Below are 21,980 nucleotides of genomic sequence, written 5' to 3' on the forward strand. Positions count from 1 at the left end.
ACAAAGTAATAACGCCAAGGAGGGTGAATACCTAGTGATGAGACGGTAAATATTTACTCATCAATACCAGCAAGTCATAGTGCTGCAAGATACTTAAACGCTCGTCTTCTTGTAAGCTACTGAGTAAGTGATCCAATGTTGGGCTGTTTTGAATTTGCCACTCAGCACATATCTTTGATCGCAAAATGCTTCCAACTTCCGCATTACTCGCAGCTCTTGGTAGTTGAGCAAGGTGCCAGTAATACAGCTTTGGGTTGTCGACTAAGCGCGAAAGTGCTGTGCTAGCGGGCAATTCTTCCAGTTGCTCAGTTTGGCGTTGCAAAGATTGCACTATGTTATGGCTGCGTTTTTCTTCTGGGGCTCTTAATAAACCTAGGTAACGAATGAGATTACCTCTATTTTTACCACCACTTAGCCAAGACAGAGGAATGGACAGCATTAGGCCGAAAGAGATGGGGAGCGACCAGTAAAAAAGCTCTTCACTTAGAAAGAAGGCACCACCAGCTAATGCGAAGCCTAGCAATGTATGGCTGCAATGAGCACGGCCAGCGGCTTGCCAAGAGTTGGCACCATCATCCCGGGACTGAGGCTTCCAACCACTGTCTCGGCCACGCAAAATATCACACACCACTTGAAACTGAGAGAGCATCAAAATCGGCGCATAAAGGGCAGATAATAAAGTCTCTGCCAGAGTGCTGAGCGTCAGTAAAATGGGCCCACCGAACGCTAAGCAACGGCGAATGTTCAGCAAGGCTGCCAGCCAGCCATAGAGCTTGGGCGCCAATACCAAAAACATGGACAGCATAAAAAGGGAGCGAGCTTTTTCGAAATCAAAGACCGGCCAAGTTGGAAACAAGGACGGATTAGCGAAATATTCTGGTCGCACAAAATAGGCCTGAACGGCCAGTGCGAAACCCACCGCGATCAGCAAGAACCAAAACACCGCACTTAAATAAGACATGATGCCTGAGACCAGATGCACACGGCTGGCAAAATGGAAGCCATTGGCGAACACAAAGGCCTTGTGTTGAAGGTTTCCTTGGCACCAACGACGGTCACGGACAATCACATCGATTAACGATGGAGGGGCTTCCTCATAGGAGGCTTGAAGGTCGGTATCAAAACGTACCTCCCAACCTGCGCGTCTTAACAATGCCGCTTCCATGAAATCATGGCTCATGACATGGCCCCCAAAAGGCGCCTTGCCTTCTAAGATAGGTAAACCACAGGCTTGGGCAAATGCTTTGGTACGAATAATGGCGTTATGCCCCCAAAAATTTGAAGCATTACCGTGCCATGCCGCCAAACCTGCAGCATAGATAGGGCCAAAACAATGATTAGCAAATTGCTGAATGCGACCATATAAAGTGTTGGCGCGTATCAGGGTGGGTAAGGTTTGAATTAAGCCAAGACCAGGCTCGGCCTGCATTCTTCGGCGCAAAGAAACTAAGCAATCAGCGCTCATTAAGCTGTCCGCATCAAGCACTATCATGCATTCATAGGCACCGCCAAAACGGCTCACCCAATCGGCAATGTTGCCAGCTTTACGTTCCTTGTTGTTATGTCGACGGCGATAATAAACCGGACAAGTCGATGAGTCTTGATTCAATAAAGGCAGAAAACTTTCTTCTTCTTTAATCCAAGCATCCGCTTGATTGGTATCGCTGAGAATAAAGAAAGCAAATTTACCCGGAGCCTGTTTTAGTAGGTCTTCACGCATGGCTTGAAGACTTGCCCGAATGCGCATGGGGTCTTCATTGTAGACCGGCAGTAGGATAGCGGTTACCGCATCGCTCTCGAGCTCTTTGGGCTTGGGTTTGAAGGGCCAGAGCTGATAAAACAAGCCTAAAGTAGCCTGAGAAAATGCGAAGGCGATCCAGCTAAAGTTAATGCAAAATAAGACCAGAAATAGCCACTGCAACCCCGCGATACCATTAGTGCTCAGCACCAAATACATTTCGCTGGCACCATAATAAGCAAGGCCTAATGACAGAGTGATCACAAACAGTCGCGAAAACAAGGTGAACGCTAGGCGATAGCTGGTGCTCGACTTTAGTGCTTGGCGCGACTCATTTACCTCGTGACGAGGCATAGCAATCGCGCTTTCTCTCGGCAATGAAAGCAAGGTGTTTTTTGGGTTACGAGACATTATTGCTCCTTCAACCATCGGTACAACCAGGTCGGAGCAATAGGTTCATCGTTCTGCTTCAATGCTACTCGCAGTTCAGAGACATCCGCATTTTTAGGGTCGAAAGTGACATAAACGCGAACCCCTTTGTTATGAGGATGTTTAACCACCAAGGCTTCTAAAATTTCCCCTTGGCTGATGTTAGCGTCTACGGTAATAGTGTTGGGGTCTACATCCCCCATTTTATTGTAATCAATGACCACTTCAGGGTGCTGGCCAAACAGCTTGGTGCCTTTAGCACTACGAACCACTCTTGGTTGATCCATCATAACCGGGGTGTCGTTGGACCAAGTCATCAGATATTGATAGGTGTATGACTCTCCTTGTTTGAAGCCACCTTTAGGTTGCCAATAAGCCACGATATTGTCATTCGACTCGGCATCCGATGGAATCTCTACCAACTCCACATGACCTTCACCCCAATCGTTTAAGGGCTTAATCCATGCGGATGGTCGAGACTCATAGGTGGCTTCTAAATCTTGATAATCATAGAAACTGCGTCGGCGTTGGATCAGACCAAAACCTTTAGGCGACTGGTCTGAAAAGGCGCTGACTTCCAGAGACTTAGGGTTATTCAGTGGTCGCCACAACATTTCGCCTTTCCCTGTGAGGATCTGCAAGCCTTCCGAGTCATGCACGGCTGGACGATAATCCGGAATGTCTGAGGCGTCTAACGAGTTGTTGTGCATAAACATTGAAGTGAGCGGAGCGACCCCAACATGTTTTAAATTCACACGAGGGAAGAGTGTTGCTTTTACATCCACTCGGGTGGGTTTACCGGGATAAATACCAAAACGATACGCCCCCGTCACACTCTTACTGTCCAATAGGGCGTGAACCACAATGGCATCTTGGCTTGAAGAAGGGCGTTCAATCCAAAACTGCGTAAACATTGGAAACTCTTCGCCCTTGGGTTGAGCCACATCCACGGCTAGGCCGCGAGCAGACAAGCCGTAGCTTTGACCTTTTGACACCGCACGGAAATAGCTCGCCCCTTGGAAGACAATAAATTCGTCGTTGTAATCTTCGCGGTTAATAGGGTAGTGCAATCGCAACCCCGCGTATTTACCCACTTGCGAGATAAGTTGGTTGATCTCATCGTTCGGTGTTGAGAAAGAGTCAGGAGACATGGTCAATGGAAAGGCTTTGCCATTCTCTACCACGTTAATGGACACCAAATCCTTAAACAGAAAGCCTGGCGCAAAAAGTTGTACAGAAAATTTCGTTGGGGTGTTTCCCCATACGGCTTGGTTCTGCTGAAAGTTAATTTGTCGGTAGGTGCTGTAATCCATATCCGTTAGCGCTTTAGGCGCCTTGGCTACGGGTTGCATGGGCACGTCCGCGAGCGATTTAGCAAGGTCGATCACACTCTGATGAGAAAAAGCATAACCTTGCGATGTGGCTTTTTCAGTTTGTTGTGTGGCTTGGCCTTGCTGAACAGGCGCTTCTTTTTCTTCCGGTTGAGCATGAAGCGCAGCGCTGAACAGGATGGATGCCATGGTTGAAACCGTGGATGCCAACATGCTTGCTGATGGGGCTTTAGTCGATAAAAAATTTGTTAATCTCAAAGAACAACTCTCTTTATTTATGTGACTGGCTATGGACGATCACTGTCCATGTCATGATTTATTGCTGTCTTAGTATCTTATAATAAAGTTTCGTAGATGTAGGGCTGAGGGGATCAGTAGAGTCAAAAGAATGAGCAGATAATATGTCAATATTGTCAGTAGAACCACCACAAAAAGTAGGGCTTTTTAGACGTTTTATTTGAAATTAGTGAGATTAAATTCACTATTCGTTATAAGGCTATCAGCGCTTTTCTGGTGGTTCAAAAACCTTAGCGGTAAAAATAAGAAACCCGCTTTATGCTAGCCATAAAGCGGGTTTGTAAAGGCTATTAAATGAGCAAACTAGCACTTAAAGGGTAAAAGGGCGGTCGCCATCTTCATCTTTAATACGTGTTGGTAAGCCCATATCGTTCAATAAACCGAGGAAAGGTTTTGGGTCTAGTTGTTCAACATTGCGCATTTCTTTCGCATCCCAAGTACCATTTGCTACAAGAATGGCTGCCGCAACAGGTGGCACCCCTGCCGTGTAAGAAATGCCTTGGCTACCTACTTCATTGTAAGCATCTTTGTGGTCGGCCACGTTGTAAATAAAGACTTCTTTTTCTTTGCCATCTTTAATGCCTTTTACCACATCACCAATACAAGTCTTACCTGTGTAATCCGGTGCAAGTGAAGATGGATCTGGCAGTACTGCTTTCACAACTTTTAAAGGAACCACTTCTAGACCTTCTGCGGTTTTAACAGGCTGCTCAGAAAGCAAGCCTAGGCTTTTTAGTACGGTAAAGACATTAATGTAATGCTCACCGAAGCCCATCCAGAAGCGTACGTTTGGTACGTCTAGATTTTGTGAAATAGAGTGCACTTCATCGTGACCTGTCATGTAAGCGGTTTGCTTACCTACAACAGGTAGATCGTCGGTACGGCTAATTTCAAACATTTTGTTTTCTTGCCAAGCACGGTTTTGCCAAGAGTAAACACGACCGGTAAATTCACGGAAGTTAATTTCTGGGTCAAAGTTAGTGGCGAAGTATTTGCCGTGGCTACCAGCGTTGATATCAATAATATCGATGTCGCTAACAGAGTCGAAATAATCATTGTAAGCCAAGGCTGCGTAGGCGTTTACGACACCTGGATCAAAGCCAACGCCTAAAATAGCGGTAATGCCTTTGTCTTTACAAAGGTCGCGGCGTTTCCATTCATAGTTGGCGTACCATGGTGGTGTTTCACAGATTTTCGCTGGGTCTTCATGAATGGCAGTGTCTAGGTAAGCTGCACCAGTTTCAATACAAGCTTCAAGTACCGACATATTAATGAAAGCAGAACCCACATTAATAACAATTTCAGATTGCGTGTCATTAATCAGTTTAACGGTTGCGGCAACATCTAATGCGTCTAGGGCGTATGCCTGAATGCGGCCCTCAACTTTCATACTGCCTTTGTCTAGGACACTGGATACAATATCGTCGCATTTCGCAACGCTGCGCGAGGCAATTGCGATATTGCCCAGTGTGTCATTGTGTTGGGCGCATTTGTGAGCCACTACGCGCGCCACACCTCCACCACCAATAATAAGGACATTTTTTTTCATAGTGTTTGTCTCTCCAAATACATAAATAGTCGTTAAACAGTGTGTATAAAGTTCTTAAGATAAGTTGTTCATAAAGTCATTGTAGTCAAATTCTCTTACTAACTCGATGCTGCCGTCCAGTTGGCGGATGGCGATAGATGGCATTTTCACACCATTGAACCAATTCTTTTTCACCATGGTATAGCCTGCAGCATCTTGAAAAGAAAGTCGATCGCCTACCTGTAGAGGCTTTTCAAACATGAACTCTCCAAAAATATCCCCTGCTAAGCAAGACTTACCGCATACCATATAAGCATGGCTGCCATCGTTAGGTGCCATCTTGGCATTTTCACGATAAATCAGCAGGTCTAGCATGTGCGCTTCGATGGAGCTGTCTACCACGGCGAGGTCTTTGCCGTTATAAAGTGTGTCGAGCACGGTTACTTCAAGGGTTGTGCTGTTAGTAATAGCGGCTTCGCCTGGTTCTAGGTAAACCTGAATCTGGTAGTTATCTGCAAAGGCTTTTAGGCGTTGGCAGAATCTATCGAGAGGGTAGCCTTCACCGGTAAAGTGAATACCGCCACCTAGGCTGACCCATTCAACTTGCTTAATAAGATGACCGAAACGGCTCTCGATGAGCGTTAACATTTCATCAAAGCGATCAAAATCACCGTTTTCACAGTTGTTGTGGAACATAAAGCCAGAAACTTGGTCCATAACCGTGGCGATTTTCTCTGGGTCCCATTCCCCTAAGCGGCTGAATGGGCGGGCAGGGTCAGCGATTAAAAATTCGGACGTACTGACCTGCGGGTTAACACGAAGACCGCGTGTTTTATCAGAGCTAACCTCATTAAAACGCTCTAGTTGGCCGATGGAGTTGAAAATGATTTTGTCAGAGTGCTCTAGCACTTCAGCAATTTCATTATCAGCATAGGCAACGCTGTAGGCGTGGGTTTCCCCTTGGAACTTTTGCTTGCCAAGTTTTACTTCGTATAAAGAAGAAGAGGTGGTGCCATCCATGTAGTCTTGCATTAGGTCAAATACCGACCAAGTTGCAAAGCATTTTAGCGCCAATAAAGACTTGGCACCGGACTGTTGGCGCACGTAGGCGATCTTCTCAAGGTTGTTAAGAAGGCTTGCTTTATCAATGAGGTAATAAGGTGTTTGAATCATGGCAACCTGTCCGAATTTTAAAGGCGTGTATTCTAGAGCAAAGCTGGCTAGTTTTTCTAGCGTTAAACATCATTCTAGCGCGCTTTTTATGACACTTTTACGGGGATAAAAGCCCAGTTCAAGATTTGTACTTGAGATATAAAGAGGGATGTCTACAATGCGGCATCCATCACAGTCTCGCACTCTTCATACATATATAAGGACCCCATACACATGCTGACGTTACTTTTAGGGCTAGTGTTGTTTTTTGCATTACATTCCATTGGCCTGTTAGCGCCAAATTGGCGTCAAGCCTCTATGGCACGTCATGGCGTGATTCGCTGGCGTGTACGCTATAGCATGGCCTCGTTACTGGCTATTGCGTTTATTATTATGGGGTTTCAAGAAGCACGACTTGCGCCGACATGGGTTTGGTTTCCGCCTCAGTGGACGCGTCATGCTTCGGCACTTCTCATGCTGCTGGCACTGTTTTGTGTCGGTTCAAGCTTTAGCCCTAACTCCACATTAAAATCCAAAATGGGCTATCCGCTACTGTTAGCGGTAAAACTATGGGCGTTTGCTCACTTACTAAGTAATGGTGCTTTAGCAGAGATTCTGACCTTTGGTAGCTTCCTCATCTGGTCTATCGTCAGCTTTGCTGTGTATCGTCGTCGTGATCGTCTAGCGGGTGTAACCTATAAAACCACGGGCTCTTCTCTGGTGCCGAACTTTTTCTCCTTGTCTTTTGCCATGATCTCTTGGTTTGTAATTGCCTCTTATCTTCACGAGATGGTGTTAGGCGTTTCCCCTCTATTTTAGAGAAATTGAGACATTTTCATTCTAAATAAGCCTCACTTTAAAAAAAGAGTGGGGCTTTTTTGATGGCTTTTAATGGACTTTCTTGAGAGCCATTAAGCATTTATTACCATCAGCTGACAGAGCGAAATCAGTGTGTTATCTTGCGCGCCCTCTTTTGAAAACCCATCTATAAAGGTTAATAGACACATGAATTGCGGCTTTGACTACGGAACATCTAATTGTGCATTAGGGGTAACTGACCCAACAGCAACACAGACAGGGTCGGTTCGTCTTGTGCCATTAGAAAGCCAGCATACGTTTTTACCTTCAACAGTATATGCCCTAGATCGAGATTTTATAACCGAATATGTCGCTCACTCTATGGGGCAGGGAGAGGCGCGACAAAGCTTCGTGGAGGCTCGTCGTCCTGCGTTGATGCGCGCTCAGAGAGCACGTCGCGAAGAAGACCTAGAGGATTCGGATCAAACGCTATTTTTTGGCCGCGCTGCCTTCGATGAATATTACCAATGGCCAGAGGACGGCTATTTTGTAAAATCGCCGAAATCCTTTTTAGGGGGTACTGGCTTACGCAACGAGCATATTGCTTTCTTTGAAGACCTTGTCGCAGCCATGATGCTAAACATTAAGCGCAAAGCAGAAGCTCACTTAGGCCAAACTCTTACTCATACTGTGATTGGTCGGCCGGTAAACTTTCAAGGAGTCGACGCAGAGGCCAGCAACCAACAGGCCCTCGAAATTCTGACAGCAGCAGCGAAGCGAGTTGGCTACAAGGAAGTTGAATTTCTCTATGAGCCCATCGCCGCCGGACTAGATTTCGAAGCAAAACTGACCGACAACAAAACTGTGCTAGTCGTGGATATTGGGGGTGGTACTACGGACTGTGCCATGGTGCGCATGGGGCCGGACTATGCCAATAAGATCGATCGCCGTGATGACTTTCTTAGCCATACCGGTGAGCGAATTGGTGGTAACGATTTGGATATTCGTATTGCTGGCAAACATTTAATGCCTTTATTTGGTATGGATTCCCAATTAAAAACGGGTCTGCCTATGCCGACACAGATGTTCTGGAATGCAGTCACCACCAATGATGTATCCGCCATTGCCACCTTCAACAGTAAAGAAACCAAAAACCAAATAGATCAGCTTCGCCTTGATGCGGCCAACCCTAAGTTAATTGAGCGTTTCCTTCGCCTGCGAGCGGAAAAACATAATTATCACCTAGTGCGCAACGCCGAGCAGGCAAAAATTTCCTTGTCTGAGACTTTGGATCACACCCTAGCCTTGGACTACATTGAAGCAGAGCTTGCAGCTTCTATGACCCGTGAGCAGATAGCGCATTCGATACAGCCACCTTTAGACCGCATGTTGCAACTAATGAATGATGCCATCGCTCAAGCAGGCGAACAGCCAGACCTTATTTATATCACCGGTGGTTCAGCCAAATCTCCCATCATTCGACAAGCCATACAACAGCAAATTGGTGATATCCCGGTATTAGATGGCGACCACTTTGGTAGCGTCGCGGCGGGATTAACCGTTTGGTCCTCGCGTATTTTTAAATAACCTCTAAGCGCAACTTCCCTTCACGGAATAAAAATTGGATCTCACTTTTGAGGTCCATTTTTTTTGCTTAAAAACTGTCAATTTTAGGGCGTCTTAGCGTTATTGCCTTGCTATGGTGCGCAGTCAAAATTCTCCTTACCTTATTTTTCATGAACTGGTTAGGTTGTAACTTGTTGTTTTATATAAATTTTTAAAAAACATTTACAAATCGTTAAAATTGGTTCAATTGTTGCTAAATGTAATTTCGTGGGTTCAATTGTTTCACTAATTAAGGGTGCGAAGAGTTATGAAAATCAATTTGAAAAAAGCGTTTGGTGGTTTGGTTGTTGTGTGCTCATCAATATTCACAGCAGGAGTAGCACAAGCTAACCAGCTTGAAAGTATTATGGATGCAGGAGTGTTAAAAGTGGCAGTTCCACAAGATTTCCCTCCATTTGGTTCAGTAGGTACTGATTTTAAGCCGCAAGGCTATGATATCGATATGGCCAAATATTTAGCTAAAGAGCTAGATGTTAAGCTTGAGTTGGTTCCTGTAACCAGTGCAAACCGTATTCCATATTTACAAACACGCAAAGTTGATTTGGTTATTTCAAGCTTGGGCAAAAACCCAACACGAGAAAAGGCCATTGATTTCAGTGATGCCTACGCTCCCTTCTTCCTAGGTGTGTTTGGTTCGAAATCAGAATCAGTTGATTCAGTGGAAGCCCTTAGCGGTAAAACTGTTGCAGTGACTCGTGGTTCCGTCGAGGATCTTGAGTTGAGTAAGCTAGCACCAACTGATGCTGTTATTCAGCGTTACGAAGACAATAACGCAACCTTGTCTGCTTTCTTGTCATCTCAAGTTAGCTTGATTGCTACAGGTAACCTTGTTGTAACCGAGATAGCGACACGTTTTCCAGCCAAAGCGCCAGAAACTAAGTTCTTGCTTAAAAACTCTCCTTGCTACATTGGTGTGATGAAAGGCGACACAGAGTTATTGGCGAAGGTAAACAGCCTGATTGCTAAAGCAAAAACGGCTGGTGTACTTGAAGGTCTTTCTCAGCAATGGTTTAAAGCGCCATTTCCACAAGACCTTTAATACGGCTTAAGACTTAGAGTAGGGATATTAATATGAGCTATAGTCTTGATTTTGCTGGACTGCTTCCATACCTACCTGAGTTCATTAAGGGCTTGAAGATGACGGTTACACTAACCGTCATCTCTACCTTTTTGGGTTTAGTGTTAGGTACTTATTGTGCTATTGGCCGTATGGCTAAATCAAAACTGATACAAGGGATCTGTGCCATTTATATTGAAGTGGTGCGTAATACCCCCTTCATTATTCAGCTGTTTTTTATATTTTTTGGTCTCCCTATTCTTGGTTTGAAATTTACAGCTTGGCAAGCAGGTTTGATTGCTTTGGTGTTGAATCTAGGGGCCTATAGTGCAGAAATTATCCGAGCAGGGATTGATGCAACACCCAAAGGTCAATGGGAAGCGGGCAAAACCCTAGGCTTCAGTCGCTGGCAAATTTACCACTATATTATTTTACCCCCAGCTTACTTACGAATTTATCCAGCTTTGGTCAGTCAGTGCATTATCGTAATGCTAGGGTCGGCTGTGGTATCGCAGATCTCTGTCGAAGAGCTGACTTTTGCAGCAAACTTTGTTCAATCTCGAAGCTTCTTAAGTTTTGAATCTTATATGTTAACGGCCTTAGTTTATCTGTTATTGGCCATTTTGATGCGCAAAGTGTTTATGTTGCTGAAGCGCGTGTTATTTAAATCAAGCGTGGCCTAGGAGAAGGTTAATGGCTTATTTTTCAGATTGGGACATTTTTAGAAACCTGCTTCTTGCTGCACGCTGGACATTATTACTTTCACTCTGTGCTTTTATTGGAGGAGGCTTGGTTGGTCTCTTATTGACTCTACTTAGAAGCATGAAGATTAGTTTAATGAATAAATTGGTGGCTCTTTATGTAGAGCTTTTCCAAGGAATCCCGTTATTAATGCAGTTATTTTTGACCTTCTTTGGCCTGTCGCTAATAGGCTTTGAGGTCGATGCTTGGACCGCGGCCATCTTATCCTTGACCCTATTCAGTAGTGCATTTTTACATGAAATTTGGCGTGGTTGTATCGACTCTCTACCTAAGGGGCAGTGGGAAGCATGTCGAACATTAGGTTTCACTTATATGCAAACAATGAAGGAAGTGATCATTCCTCAGGCCGTAAAAATTGCGATTGCGCCAACTGTTGGTTTTTCGGTGCAGATCATCAAGGGGACGGCTCTTGCTTCTATTATCGGCTTTGTCGAACTGACTAAAGCTGGAACCATGTTGAACAATGCTACGTTTCAACCTTTTAAAGTCTTTGCGCTTGTCGCTCTTTTATATTTCTTAATGTGCTTCCCACTTTCGGTCATGGCACGTCATTTGGAGAGAAAAAACAATGTCAGTCGTTAGTGTTGATCAAGTTCACAAATATTATGGTGATAACCATGTACTTAAAGGCATTGACTTAAAAGTTGAGGCCGGTGAAGTGGTTTCAATTATTGGCCGCAGTGGTTCTGGTAAAAGTACCTTGTTACGTTGCATTAATGGGTTGGAAGTGTTCCAAGAAGGTGCGATTGTTGTTGATGAGCAAGCCGTTGAAGATGACGAGTATAAGTTACGATTACTCAGCCAGAGCGTTGGAATGGTGTTCCAAAACTTTAATCTTTTTCCCCACAAAACGGTGGGCGAGAATGTAATGTTAGCGCCAAAACTGGTATTGAAAAAAAGTGCTGAAGAATGCCGTAAAATAGCCAAAGAGTTGCTTAAAAAAGTTGGCTTGGCGGATAAATTTGATGCTTATCCGGGTAACCTTTCTGGTGGTCAACAACAACGTGTAGCGATTGCAAGATCCTTAGCTATGTCACCAAAGGTCTTGTTATGTGATGAAATTACCTCAGCTCTAGACCCTGAGCTAGTAGAAGAGGTGCTGAAAGTGCTAGAGCAATTAAAAGAAGAAGGAATGACCCTGATTCTAGTTACTCATGAAATGAACTTTGCCCGTAACGTTGGCGATAGGGTGATTTTCATGAATCAAGGGAAGATTTGGGAGAGTGGCCCAAGTGACAAAATATTTGCAAACCCACAGACGGCAGAACTGCAGAGCTTTTTAGCTGCAGTAATATGACTTTTTTCAGTATTATCTGGGGAGTCTAATGGAGAAAATTCAATGCAAAACAACAATAACCCATTAAGTGCTCGTATTACTCAGCATTATTCAAAACTTACGGAAGGTAATCGTAGGTTGGCTGATTATTTGCAGCTTAATCCAGATAAAGTACTGATCTTATCGACCAATGAAATTGCCGAAGCTTGCTCTGTGTCGAAAACCAGTGTGAGCCGTTTTATTCGTAAGTTGGGCTATGACGATCATCTAGCTCTTCGTAACGAGTTGATCGCCGCGAGAGATCAAGGGCGACCAATGCTTATTTCACCGGCGGAAGCGTCGGAGTTTCAAAGTGAGTTAAGTTCCTTAGAACAGCTTTGGTCTCAATTGAGTGAAACGGATTTAGAACCTTTATTAGAGAAAATTGCTCACGCCAAGCGTATCAAAATTATTGGCTATCGAAACAGCTACCCTTTGGCCATGCATTTTCGCCAGCAGCTAATGCAGTGTCGCGGCAGGGTTGATCTACTGCCATTGCCAGGGCAGAGCATAGGGGAAGATTTAGCCTCAATCGATGAAGAGGATTTTGTCATTGTTATTGGAATACGCCGTCGGGTGAGTCAATTCTCGAAGATGATAGATAAATTAAAAAACAATGAGTGTTTTTTGATTACAGACCAATCCGGTCAAAAATACCTAGATAAAGTAAAGCATGTCTTGGTATGTCATATGAACAACAGTCGACCCCTAGATAGCTATGCCGTACCCATGAGTCTGATCGGCTATTTAGTGAATCAGGTCTATTTGAAATTAGGCAAAGAGGCTTCCTCTTTGAGCGACGATATCATTGCGAACTATGCCGCTTTGAATGAAATTGAATAAGCAAGGATAAAGAGAACAACATGAATCTAGTCAGTAAGATAAAAAAAGAGTGGTTTATAGTGGGTATGGTTCTCGCTATTGTCTTGGCGACCTTTACCTCAGAGCTTGGCCGCTCGGGGGGATGGCTTAACCTGCAAGTGATTGTCAGTGTAGGTGTGGGTATTGTGTTCTTCTTACATGGCTTAGGCTTATCGCCCAAGGACATTAAAGCAGGCGTCAAAAACTGGCGTTTGCATATCTTTATTCAGCTGGCGACCTTTGCTTTTTACCCGCTAATTTGGCTGCTGTTCGACGATGTGTTCTTGTCATTAATGCCTAGCGCCTTAGCCTTTGGTTTTTGTTACTTGTTTGTTTTACCCAGTACCATTTCCTCTTCTGTGACCATGACAGGGGTTGCTAAGGGTAATGTTCCTGGTGCCATCTTTAATGCCTCTTTATCAAGCATCTTAGGGGTATTCATTACACCATTCTTGATCCAGATCTTCATGAAGTTTGAAGGGGTGGAGTTGGACTACATGTCTTCGGTTAAGTCTATTCTGCTGTTGCTTATTCTGCCTATGGTGGCCGGTCAATTAGCCCGTCCTTTCTTATCCGCTTTCGCTAAAAAGCATAAGGCTGTGATTGGTAAGATAGATAAATACGTGATTATTTTGATTGTCTACAACGCTTTTTGTGATTCGATCTTTAACCGTATTTGGAGTGATTTCTCCATTCAAACTTTGGCACTGTCTATCGCTATTTGTGTCGTAGTGCTGTTGTTTGTGGTGCACAGTATTCAGTGGCTGGCGAGCCGCTCGAAATTCTCTCTTGCAGACGAAGCTGCGGTAGTTTTCTGTGGTACGAAGAAAACCCTAGCAGCTGGGATTCCCATGGCCAAGTTGATTTTCGTCGCCGATCCGAACCTTGGCATGATCTTGTTGCCAATTATGTTGTATCACCCAATCCAAATTTTCTACTGTGCAATTTTGGCCAATAAATACGCGGCCAAAGCGACAGCGGCCTAACCACAAGGAGAGTTCCATTGAGCCAAGCAAAAGAGAATGATATCAGTGTGTTTTGCGCCCAAGGACCTTCACATATACCGCCTCAAGCGTCTGGGGCGTTATCTGGGTTGAGTTTTGTTTTCAAAGACCTTTTTGATGTGGAAGGCTTTACGACTGGGGCAGGTAACCCTAAGTGGCTGGCCAGTCATGGAGCGGCAACTCACACGTCACCCATTATTACTCGTTTGTTAGCCTCTGGCGCAGAATGTAAGGGGCGAGTGCAAACCGATGAGCTGGCTTACAGTTTAAATGGCCAAAATATACATTATGGCACACCGGTTAACCCTAAAGCACCAGACTGCTTGCCGGGAGGCTCCTCCAGCGGCAGTGTGGTTTGTGTTGCGAATGAATTTGTAGATTTTTCGATCGGCACCGATACCGGTGGTTCCGTGCGAGTGCCCGCCAGTTATTGTGGTATTTATGGCTTACGACCAACCCTTGGTAAAATTGACTTAAGTCATTCTTTTACCCTGTCTGAAAGTTTTGATACGGCAGGAATCTTTGCCCGAGACTTGAAGATACTCGGCGAGGTATTCGAGCTGCTTCAATCTTCTGCCAACGATGAGGCATCGACAGCGGCCAAGGCTTTGTATCTAGAGTCAAGTTTGGCGAAATTTATGAGCCCAGAACGGCTCGAGCAATTCGTACAAAGCTGTGAGCAGGCAAATATTCCGTTATATAAAACGGACTTCTTAGCTGCCAATGGATTTACTTTTGAACATCTCAGTCTGTTATTCCGAACCATCCAAGGATATGAGTTGGTCACCACTCATAAAGACTGGCTGGCAGCTTATGGTGACAGCCTAGACCCCTCCATACTGGTACGGGTTGAATGGTCGCAAGGTATCAGCCATGAGGAATATCAAGAAGCGAAACAACAGCAAGCGCAATTTACTCAGTGCTTAGCAGAACATATTACAGAGATGTCTGGCCTATTGGTGTTGCCTACTACACCAGCAGGGCCACCTAAACTTACCATGGCGGGTGAGGCGCTTGCAGCTTATCGCACTGAGCTGATGGGGCTTACCAGCCTAGCAGGGCTAAGTGGTTTTCCACAGTTACATATTCCTTTGCCTGGTTTGGCAGAAGGGCCTTGCGGGGTGTCTTTGTTAGGCCTAGCAGACAGCGAACTGAGTTTATTGGCAACAGCGCAACAACTGGATAATAAGGGCAACGAATGACGTATCAAACTTCTTTTACGGCGCCTCACTTCAAAGCTAGCCAAATAGGCCAACAGATTCTTGATGCGGGCGGTACGGCCAGTGAGGCGATGGTTGCAGCAGCGGCTATGATCGCTGTGCAATACCCACATATGAATGGCTTAGGTGGAGATGGCTTCTGGCTGGTTTGTAAAGCTGGGGAAAAACCTGTCGCCATTGATGCTTGTGGTGCTGCCAGTCACACCATTGATGTGCCTTATTATCAAAACAAATATGAAGAGCTACCTGCCTGTGGCGGAGAGTCTGCGATAACCATGGCGGGTACAGTATCAGGTTGGCAGCAAGCCTTGGCATTAAATGGCGGCGATTTATCCTTACAAACCTTGCTGCAACCTGCGGCCGATGCGGCTCGTCATGGTATTGAAGTGACGCAAAGTCTAGTCAATGCCAGTGAAAAAACCTTTGATCGCTTAGCGCAATCAGCCGCATTTGCGAAAACTTTTTTGCCTGAGGGTAACACCCTAAAATGCCATGATGTGGTTAAGAACCCAGCGCTCGCCGAGACGTTAGAGCGTTTGGCTAAGGTGGGCTTAGATGACTTTTATCGCGGGGAAACCGCTGCCAGTATGGCAAAAGAGCTGGCAGAGGCTGGTAGTCCAATTACCCTTGATGACTTTCATCGTCATACAGCGAAAGTCATGGATCCTTTAACGGCGAATATTTCGACTGGCCAGTTATACAACTTTGGCGCGCCTACTCAAGGGGTGGCCTCGCTGCTCATTTTGGCCATTTATGATCAGCTGGTGGCTAAGGCTGACAGTGAATTAGATCACATGCATTTGTTGGTCGAAGCCACCAAACAAGCCTTTATTTTACGGGACAAAGTCGTCACCGATGAGGCGAATTTGGCGGCGCCGCTACAAAGCTATTTGAATGAAGAATGGATTAAAGACGCTGCGGCTCGTATTGATATGACCCAAGCTCAGCCTTGGCCCCATAAGGGTAAGCCTGGCGATACCATCTGGATGGGCGCCTGTGACCAGTATGGCACTATGGTGAGCTTTATCCAGAGTGTTTACTGGGAATTTGGCTCGGGCGTCATGTTGCCATCTACTGGCGTGCTGTGGAACATTCGCGGCAAAAGCTTCTCGTTAGACAGTCATTATCACAATGTTTTGGCACCGGGTAAAAAGCCATTTCATACTTTAAACCCAGCTTATGCCGAACTCGCGGATGGCCGTCGTATGGTTTATGGCACCATGGGTGGGGAAGGGCAACCACAAACTCAAGCCTGTCTCTTTAGTCGTTATATTTATCAGCAGTCATCGTTAACGGATGCCGTAGCGAAGCCCCGTTGGCTATTAGGCCGAACGTGGGGCGACAGCACGGACAGCCTGCAAATAGAAGGCGAATTATTTGATCGTGTTAGCCCTGCTCTTAGTGCTATGGGCCATGAAGTGACACGAGTTGCCGAAAACAATGAGTTGATGGGCCATGCCGGCGCCATTGTACTCAACACGGATCACACTACCTCTGCTACCACGGACCCACGCAGTGATGGGCTAGCAACGAATGGAGAAAATTTATCATGAGCAAACATAATACTTTTGAAACCTTGAATCCTCCGGCTCGTTTATTGATGGGGCCGGGGCCAATTAATGCTTATCCCCGTGTCCATCAGGCTATTTCTGCGGCGTTGATTGGTCAATACGATCCGGCCATGACGGAATATATGAATCAGGTGCAGAGCCTATACCGTGGTGTGTTTGAAACAGAAAATACTCATACCATGTTGGTGGATGGTACGGCTCGTTCGGGTATTGAAGCTGTATTTGTTTCGCTTTTACAGCCTGGGGATAAGGTACTGATTCCCGTAATTGGCCGTTTTGGCCATTTGCTTTGTGAGATCGCTACTCGAGTGGGCGCTAAGGTAAAAGCCATTGATATTGAGTGGGGTGAGGTATGTCCTGCTGAGCGTATAGAAGAGGAAATCAAAGCCTTTAACCCTAAACTCGTTGCCAGTGTTCAAGGGGATACTTCCACTACTATGAATCAGCCATTGGCTGAGATTGGTGAAATTTGTCAGCGTCATGGGGTGTTGTTCTATTGTGATGCCACCGCTTCCATTGCGGGGAATATCCTTAAAGTTGATGAATGGCATTTGGATGCGGTTTCTGCAGGCTTACAAAAATGTCTGGGTGGGCCATCTGGTAGTTCTCCGGTGACCTTAAGTGATCGATGTGCCGAGCTGATTAACCAACGTAAGCACATAGAAGCCGGTATTAAATCCGACCATCATACGGCGGGCGAAGGCCGAATGATTCAATCGAATTATTTTGATCTTGCCATGATCATGGATTACTGGGGCGCTGAGCGTCTTAATCACCACACAGAAGCCACCAGCATGCTGTATGCCGCCCGTGAATGTGCGCGCATTTTCCTAGAGGAAGGTATCGAAGAGACTGTGTCACGTCACAAGCAAGCGGGTGATGCTATGGCGGCGGGTTTGCAAGCCATGGGGCTGACTTTGTTTGGTAACCAAGCTTATAAGATGAACAATGTGGTGGGTATTTACATTCCAGAAGGCGTCAATGGTGATCTGGTTCGTGCGGAATTGCTCAGCTGCTTTGGCATCGAAATCGGCACTTCTTTCGGGCCTCTACATGGTCAGGTTTGGCGTATTGGCACCATGGGCTTCAATGCTCGCCAAGAGTGTGTACTCAGCACTTTGGCGGCCCTAGAAGCCATTTTATTGAAACACAAAGCTAAAGTAGCGTTAGGACAAGCGGTTCCGGCGGCGATGGCTTATTACAGCAAATAATGGGATGTGAGCAGATGAAAGACACAAGTCGTGCCGCAAAAGTCATGGAACAAGCCGAGGTTTTGGCGACCTTCACCGACATAGATTATGGCCTAAGTCGCTCCTATTTAACCCCTGAGCACAAAGCGGCGAATGGGCAAATTGCTACTTGGATGCAGCAGGCTGGATTGGAAATTTGGCAGGACAGTGTTGGCAACCAATGGGGACGCAAGGTCGCAAAAGATCCAAGCCTTCCGACACTGTTATTAGGCTCCCACAGCGATACTGTCGTGAATGCCGGTAAATATGACGGCATGCTAGGTGTGTTGTTGGCTATTGAAGCTTTGGACGCTCTTAAAGAAGAGGAATTTCCTTTTCACATTGATGTGGTAGCCTTTGCTGACGAAGAAGGCACGCGTTTTAACACCACTTTAATTGGTTCAAGTGCGGTATCGGGGGACTTTGACCCTGCTTGGTTAGAGGTTGAAGATGCTAACGGTATTACCATGGCGCAAGCGATGGAAACCTTTGGCTTAGACCCAGCATTAGCAGGCAAGGATAACCGTACCCGTGAAGAAATTCTGGCTTACCTTGAGGTCCATATTGAGCAAGGGCCTGTATTGGAAAATGAAGACCTAGCCGTTGGTGTGGTCACGGGCATTGCCGGAGCTAAGCGTTATCAAGTATCCCTAACGGGTGTCGCCGGTCATGCGGGCACAGTGCCTATGTCGTTACGCCAAGATGCCTTGCCTTGTGCTGCACAAATGATGTTGGCTATTGAAAAATATGCCATGGAAAACGGTGTCGTAGCGACCGTTGGTAAATGCCAAGTTGAGCCCGGCGCGGTGAATGTGATTCCCGGTAAAGTGACCTTTACTATTGATATTCGTAGCCAGGTGCAAAGCCGATTGGAAAACGCATGCAGTGATGTATTGGCGTTTTTAGAGACCATCGCCCTTGAGCGAGCAATTGATTGTAAGGTTAATAAGCTTTACGAAGCCGAAGCTGTGCCTTGTGATGAAGGCTTACAACAACAATGGGCGAGGGTGGTTGAGCGTCATACTCAAAAAGCGGCTTTGTCTTTGTCGAGTGGTGCTGGGCACGATGCCATGATCATCGCCAATATTGCAGACATAGGCATGCTGTTTGTCCGTTGTGAAAAAGGCATTAGTCATAACCCACGAGAGAAGGTGGAAACACCAGATGTGGCGGTGGCGTTAGACTGTTTTGTCAGCATGATTAAAAGTGTCGGCGCACAATACAAGTCCACTGCCGAGCCTTTATTCGGTCTTGGTATTGGCGGTAATTCCGCAGGACATCTTGAGCAGACAGGGGAAATTAATGGCTTTGATTCGCCAGCGGAACAAGCTGGGCCTCAGGCAATATTTCCTTTCTATGTGCCCCAATGCCAGGAAGCCTATTTGGCCTGTAACCCTTATTCGAGCTCTTTGCTCAAACTGCCTCTTGGCGAAGAAGGAGTAGAGCCGAAAGTTCAAATTGAGCCAGAGTTAGCGCTTAAGGTTCGCTTGCAATACGCGGATGATAAGTCGGTCGTTGGCTTGTCTCCTTATGCTATGACGCTAGTGAATGATGTGTCGTTCCGTAATGCTAAGGTGACGAAGCTTGCCGAGAAAAAGAACTGGGGCGAGGCCAGTAAAGGCTTGGCTTCTCAAGAAATCGCGCTTGCTAATTTTAGTGAAGAGAGCAGTTTAGAGCACTACCGTATTTGTGGTTTTCTGCAACGTGATGGAAAGTGGATGCCATGCTCTGAAGACGTTTCGGTTGCTGCTTATAGCTATTTTTATGAGCCTTTATTGGACTGGGTGGTGGCGCGTTTTGCCCAGCAGAAAGGCGAAGGTATCTTGCATAATTTACAAGATCTGCTGGCTCAGGCGAGCTATCCAAGTGAGATTTTGTTGTCAGTAGGCGCTGCCAGATACAACGCTTTTGGAGAAGGTCATAATCTGCAAGTAGGGGATAAAACCCTTGTGGCACTTTATGATAGCTCTAAGCATTCTTATCAGGAGGTGTTTACTTTGATTAGCAGTAATCAAGATTTAGAGGCATTCTCGACCGAAGATGTGATGTTTTTGCAGCAAACGGTTGTTTAGCTCTTATCTCAGACTCGTGTTTAACATGGTAAGTTTTATCGGGTAAGTTTAGGCTTATTCACAAGAGCTCTCATTGACTGCACCGCGCTCCACGCGCAGGCGCGAACGGTCGCTTAGGCGCAGTCGATGAGAGCTTTTTTTGCAAAGTTTTCTGGGTTCAGAGTCTGGAATTTAGTAATTCACATTGGGTGCGCTTAGCTACATGTATAAGCATCGGCTTTTTCCTAAACCCCTTATTGACTGCACCGCGCTCCACGCGCAGGCGCGAACGGTCGCTTAGGCGCAGTCGATAAGAGCTTTTTGCAAAGTTTTCTGGGTTCAGAGTCTTGAATTTAGTAATTCACATTGGGTGCGCTTAGCTACATGTATAAGCATCGGCTTTTTCCTAAACCCCTTATCGACTGCACCACGCTCCACGCGCAGGCGCGAACGGTCGCTTAGGCGCAGTCGATAAGAGCTTTTCGCAAAGTTTTCTGGGTTCAGAGTCTGGAATTTAGTAATTCACATTGGGTGCGCTTAGCTACATGTATAAGCATCGGCTTTTTCCTAAACCCCTTATTGACTGCACCACGCTCCACGCTCCACGCGCAGGCGCGAACGGTCGCTTTGGTGCAGTCGATGAGAGCTTTTTGCAAGCCTTGTTAGGCTGGTATTACTCCCAGTCTAGAAAACTATCCAATGGCCATCCTTGGCCACTTTGTGCATAAGTTGGAAGTTAGAGTGCTTACTCTGCAGCCTCTTCTACTATCACTTCATCCGTTTCTTCAAGAGTGTCACTTTCAAGGTTTTCTTGAGGCGTTTGGGTGGCGGCATCTAGAGCTTGTTGTAGGCTTGCTTGTTTATTTTTTGCAGCCGTTAACTGGGCGTTAAGATCACCAAGTTGTACCCGTAGGTTATTGATTTGGCTGTCTTTCGCATCCAGTGCAAGTTGCTGATTCTCTAATGTAGTCTTGTCATCTTGTTGAGATTGTAAGGCGGTTTCAGCGTCTTCTAGGCTTTGCTTGATAAAGCTAACAATGGCTTTGCCTTGCTCGGTTAGTGCTTGGTCGCGGCCATCTTCAGCACCGAGAGCCTCGCTAATTTCCAACAAGATGTTTTCAAGATCAAGGATATAAGTCTCGTAGTCTTTTGCTGAAGTGCCTTTTAAGTGTTTAACCGCAGTAGCGACTTGCTCAGCATGATCAAGGAAGAAGTAAACCCCGTCTGATTTTGCAATGATTGCTTCAATTGCACGTGGGTCCGCTGCAATGAAGGCTTTGGCAGCGGTTAGGCTTGCGGAAGCTTGTGACAAGCTTTTTGGTGCATGATCTGCAATGTCAGCTTTAAGCAGCTTCTGTAGTTGCTCATCTGCGTCGCCTAGGTAAACCACGGTAGTTACTTTGATGATGAGGGTGTTTTGCTTACTTGTTAAGCTAGGCTGTTTCTCAATAGCTTCGTCTTTGTCACCCTCTGCCAAGCTATCCACTAAAGATTTAAGTTCTTTATTAAGCTCAGTCACGGTTTTAGGGAAGTAAAGGTTCGCATCCAGCTCTTCTAGATAATGACGGTTGTCGAATGCCGTAGCTAAGGTCGTCATGGCCTCAGTGCGTATATTTTGCGCTTGGTTGTAGTGTTGATTAAAGAGCGCAAGGCTTTCATTCGTCGCTTCTATGTAGGTTTTGGAGCTAAAAAAACCTGTACTGTCGCTGGCTTTACTCGGGTCGAACTCGAATTCACTGTAGCTCTCTTTGGCAGCATCGAGTGCTTCATTGGCGGCTTCCATTGAGTCTTTGGCGAACCAAGATAGCTCATCACGCTCCGCTTGATTAAGCTGCTCGATAGCTGTGTCTAAGTCAGCTTTTACTTGGGCAATTTGGCTGTTGGCTTCGGATTGAATCGCATCAGCTTGTAAGGCATCGCTAGAATCTGGATTCGATGCACAGCCAACCAGTGAAAGAGCGGCAAAAGTTGTAAGTGTCAGTAAGGTTTTGTTAGCTTTCATTAAGACTCC

General features: G+C 45.8%; 17 protein-coding genes. 12 read left to right on the forward strand and 5 right to left on the reverse strand.

The window, feature by feature from the left end; all coding sequences use genetic code 11:
• Positions 1–31: 31 nt before the first annotated feature.
• The 4 genes from mdoH to nspC form a co-directional block, all read right to left on the reverse strand.
• Positions 32–2,149, reverse strand: a complete 2,118-nt coding sequence (gene mdoH, locus ACUM5Y_RS04895; RefSeq protein ID WP_445975744.1) for a glucans biosynthesis glucosyltransferase MdoH — start codon at positions 2,147–2,149, stop codon at positions 32–34.
• Entirely contained in the window at positions 2,149–3,687 is a 1,539-nt protein-coding gene (locus ACUM5Y_RS04900; RefSeq protein WP_445975745.1) for a glucan biosynthesis protein G, read from the reverse strand. Before ACUM5Y_RS04900 ends, mdoH begins: the two co-directional genes overlap by 1 nt.
• A gap of 418 nt (positions 3,688–4,105) precedes the next feature.
• Positions 4,106–5,344: a saccharopine dehydrogenase family protein gene (locus ACUM5Y_RS04905; protein WP_445975746.1), complete on the reverse strand. Its 1,239-nt coding sequence runs from the start codon at positions 5,342–5,344 to the stop codon at positions 4,106–4,108.
• Positions 5,345–5,398: 54 nt separating this feature from the next.
• Positions 5,399–6,496, reverse strand: a complete 1,098-nt coding sequence (gene nspC, locus ACUM5Y_RS04910) for a carboxynorspermidine decarboxylase (protein WP_445975747.1) — start codon at positions 6,494–6,496, stop codon at positions 5,399–5,401.
• A 213-nt stretch (positions 6,497–6,709) separates the two neighbouring features.
• Between nspC and ACUM5Y_RS04915 the strand changes: the two genes are divergently transcribed.
• The 12 genes from ACUM5Y_RS04915 (at position 6,710) to ACUM5Y_RS04970 (ending at position 19,990) form a co-directional block, all read left to right on the forward strand.
• The gene (locus ACUM5Y_RS04915) at positions 6,710–7,294 is read left to right on the forward strand and encodes an NnrU family protein (protein WP_445975748.1); all 585 of its coding nucleotides are present in this window, start codon (positions 6,710–6,712) and stop codon (positions 7,292–7,294) included.
• A gap of 186 nt (positions 7,295–7,480) precedes the next feature.
• Positions 7,481–8,860, forward strand: a complete 1,380-nt coding sequence (gene yegD, locus ACUM5Y_RS04920) for a molecular chaperone (protein ID WP_445975749.1) — start codon at positions 7,481–7,483, stop codon at positions 8,858–8,860.
• 286 nt (positions 8,861–9,146) lie between these two features.
• Positions 9,147–9,938: a transporter substrate-binding domain-containing protein gene (locus ACUM5Y_RS04925; protein ID WP_445975750.1), complete on the forward strand. Its 792-nt coding sequence runs from the start codon at positions 9,147–9,149 to the stop codon at positions 9,936–9,938.
• Positions 9,939–9,970: 32 nt separating this feature from the next.
• Positions 9,971–10,639 carry an amino acid ABC transporter permease gene (locus tag ACUM5Y_RS04930; RefSeq protein ID WP_445975751.1) on the forward strand — a complete coding sequence of 223 codons (669 nt, stop codon included), beginning with the start codon at positions 9,971–9,973 and terminating at the stop codon, positions 10,637–10,639.
• 10 nt (positions 10,640–10,649) lie between these two features.
• Positions 10,650–11,300: an amino acid ABC transporter permease gene (locus ACUM5Y_RS04935; protein WP_445975752.1), complete on the forward strand. Its 651-nt coding sequence runs from the start codon at positions 10,650–10,652 to the stop codon at positions 11,298–11,300.
• Entirely contained in the window at positions 11,287–12,015 is a 729-nt protein-coding gene (locus tag ACUM5Y_RS04940; protein ID WP_445975753.1) for an amino acid ABC transporter ATP-binding protein, read from the forward strand. The genes ACUM5Y_RS04935 and ACUM5Y_RS04940 overlap by 14 nt, the downstream gene beginning before the upstream one ends.
• Before the next feature lie 42 nt (positions 12,016–12,057).
• Complete coding sequence (locus ACUM5Y_RS04945; protein WP_445975754.1) at positions 12,058–12,876, forward strand: MurR/RpiR family transcriptional regulator; 819 nt, start codon at positions 12,058–12,060, stop codon at positions 12,874–12,876.
• A 20-nt stretch (positions 12,877–12,896) separates the two neighbouring features.
• Positions 12,897–13,880 carry a bile acid:sodium symporter family protein gene (locus ACUM5Y_RS04950; RefSeq protein WP_445975755.1) on the forward strand — a complete coding sequence of 328 codons (984 nt, stop codon included), beginning with the start codon at positions 12,897–12,899 and terminating at the stop codon, positions 13,878–13,880.
• 17 nt (positions 13,881–13,897) lie between these two features.
• The gene (locus ACUM5Y_RS04955; protein WP_445975756.1) at positions 13,898–15,100 is read left to right on the forward strand and encodes an amidase; all 1,203 of its coding nucleotides are present in this window, start codon (positions 13,898–13,900) and stop codon (positions 15,098–15,100) included.
• Positions 15,097–16,671, forward strand: a complete 1,575-nt coding sequence (locus tag ACUM5Y_RS04960; protein ID WP_445975757.1) for a gamma-glutamyltransferase family protein — start codon at positions 15,097–15,099, stop codon at positions 16,669–16,671. Before ACUM5Y_RS04955 ends, ACUM5Y_RS04960 begins: the two co-directional genes overlap by 4 nt.
• Entirely contained in the window at positions 16,668–17,900 is a 1,233-nt protein-coding gene (gene pucG, locus ACUM5Y_RS04965; RefSeq protein WP_445975758.1) for a (S)-ureidoglycine--glyoxylate transaminase, read from the forward strand. Before ACUM5Y_RS04960 ends, pucG begins: the two co-directional genes overlap by 4 nt.
• 14 nt (positions 17,901–17,914) lie before the next feature.
• A complete protein-coding gene (locus ACUM5Y_RS04970) occupies positions 17,915–19,990 on the forward strand; it encodes an allantoate amidohydrolase (RefSeq protein WP_445975759.1) in 2,076 nt (691 codons plus the stop codon).
• A gap of 724 nt (positions 19,991–20,714) precedes the next feature.
• Here ACUM5Y_RS04970 and ACUM5Y_RS04975 read toward each other — a convergent pair.
• Complete coding sequence (locus tag ACUM5Y_RS04975; protein WP_445975760.1) at positions 20,715–21,971, reverse strand: hypothetical protein; 1,257 nt, start codon at positions 21,969–21,971, stop codon at positions 20,715–20,717.
• Positions 21,972–21,980: the final 9 nt, after the last annotated feature.

The sequence above is a fragment of the Marinomonas dokdonensis genome, assembly GCF_052747885.1.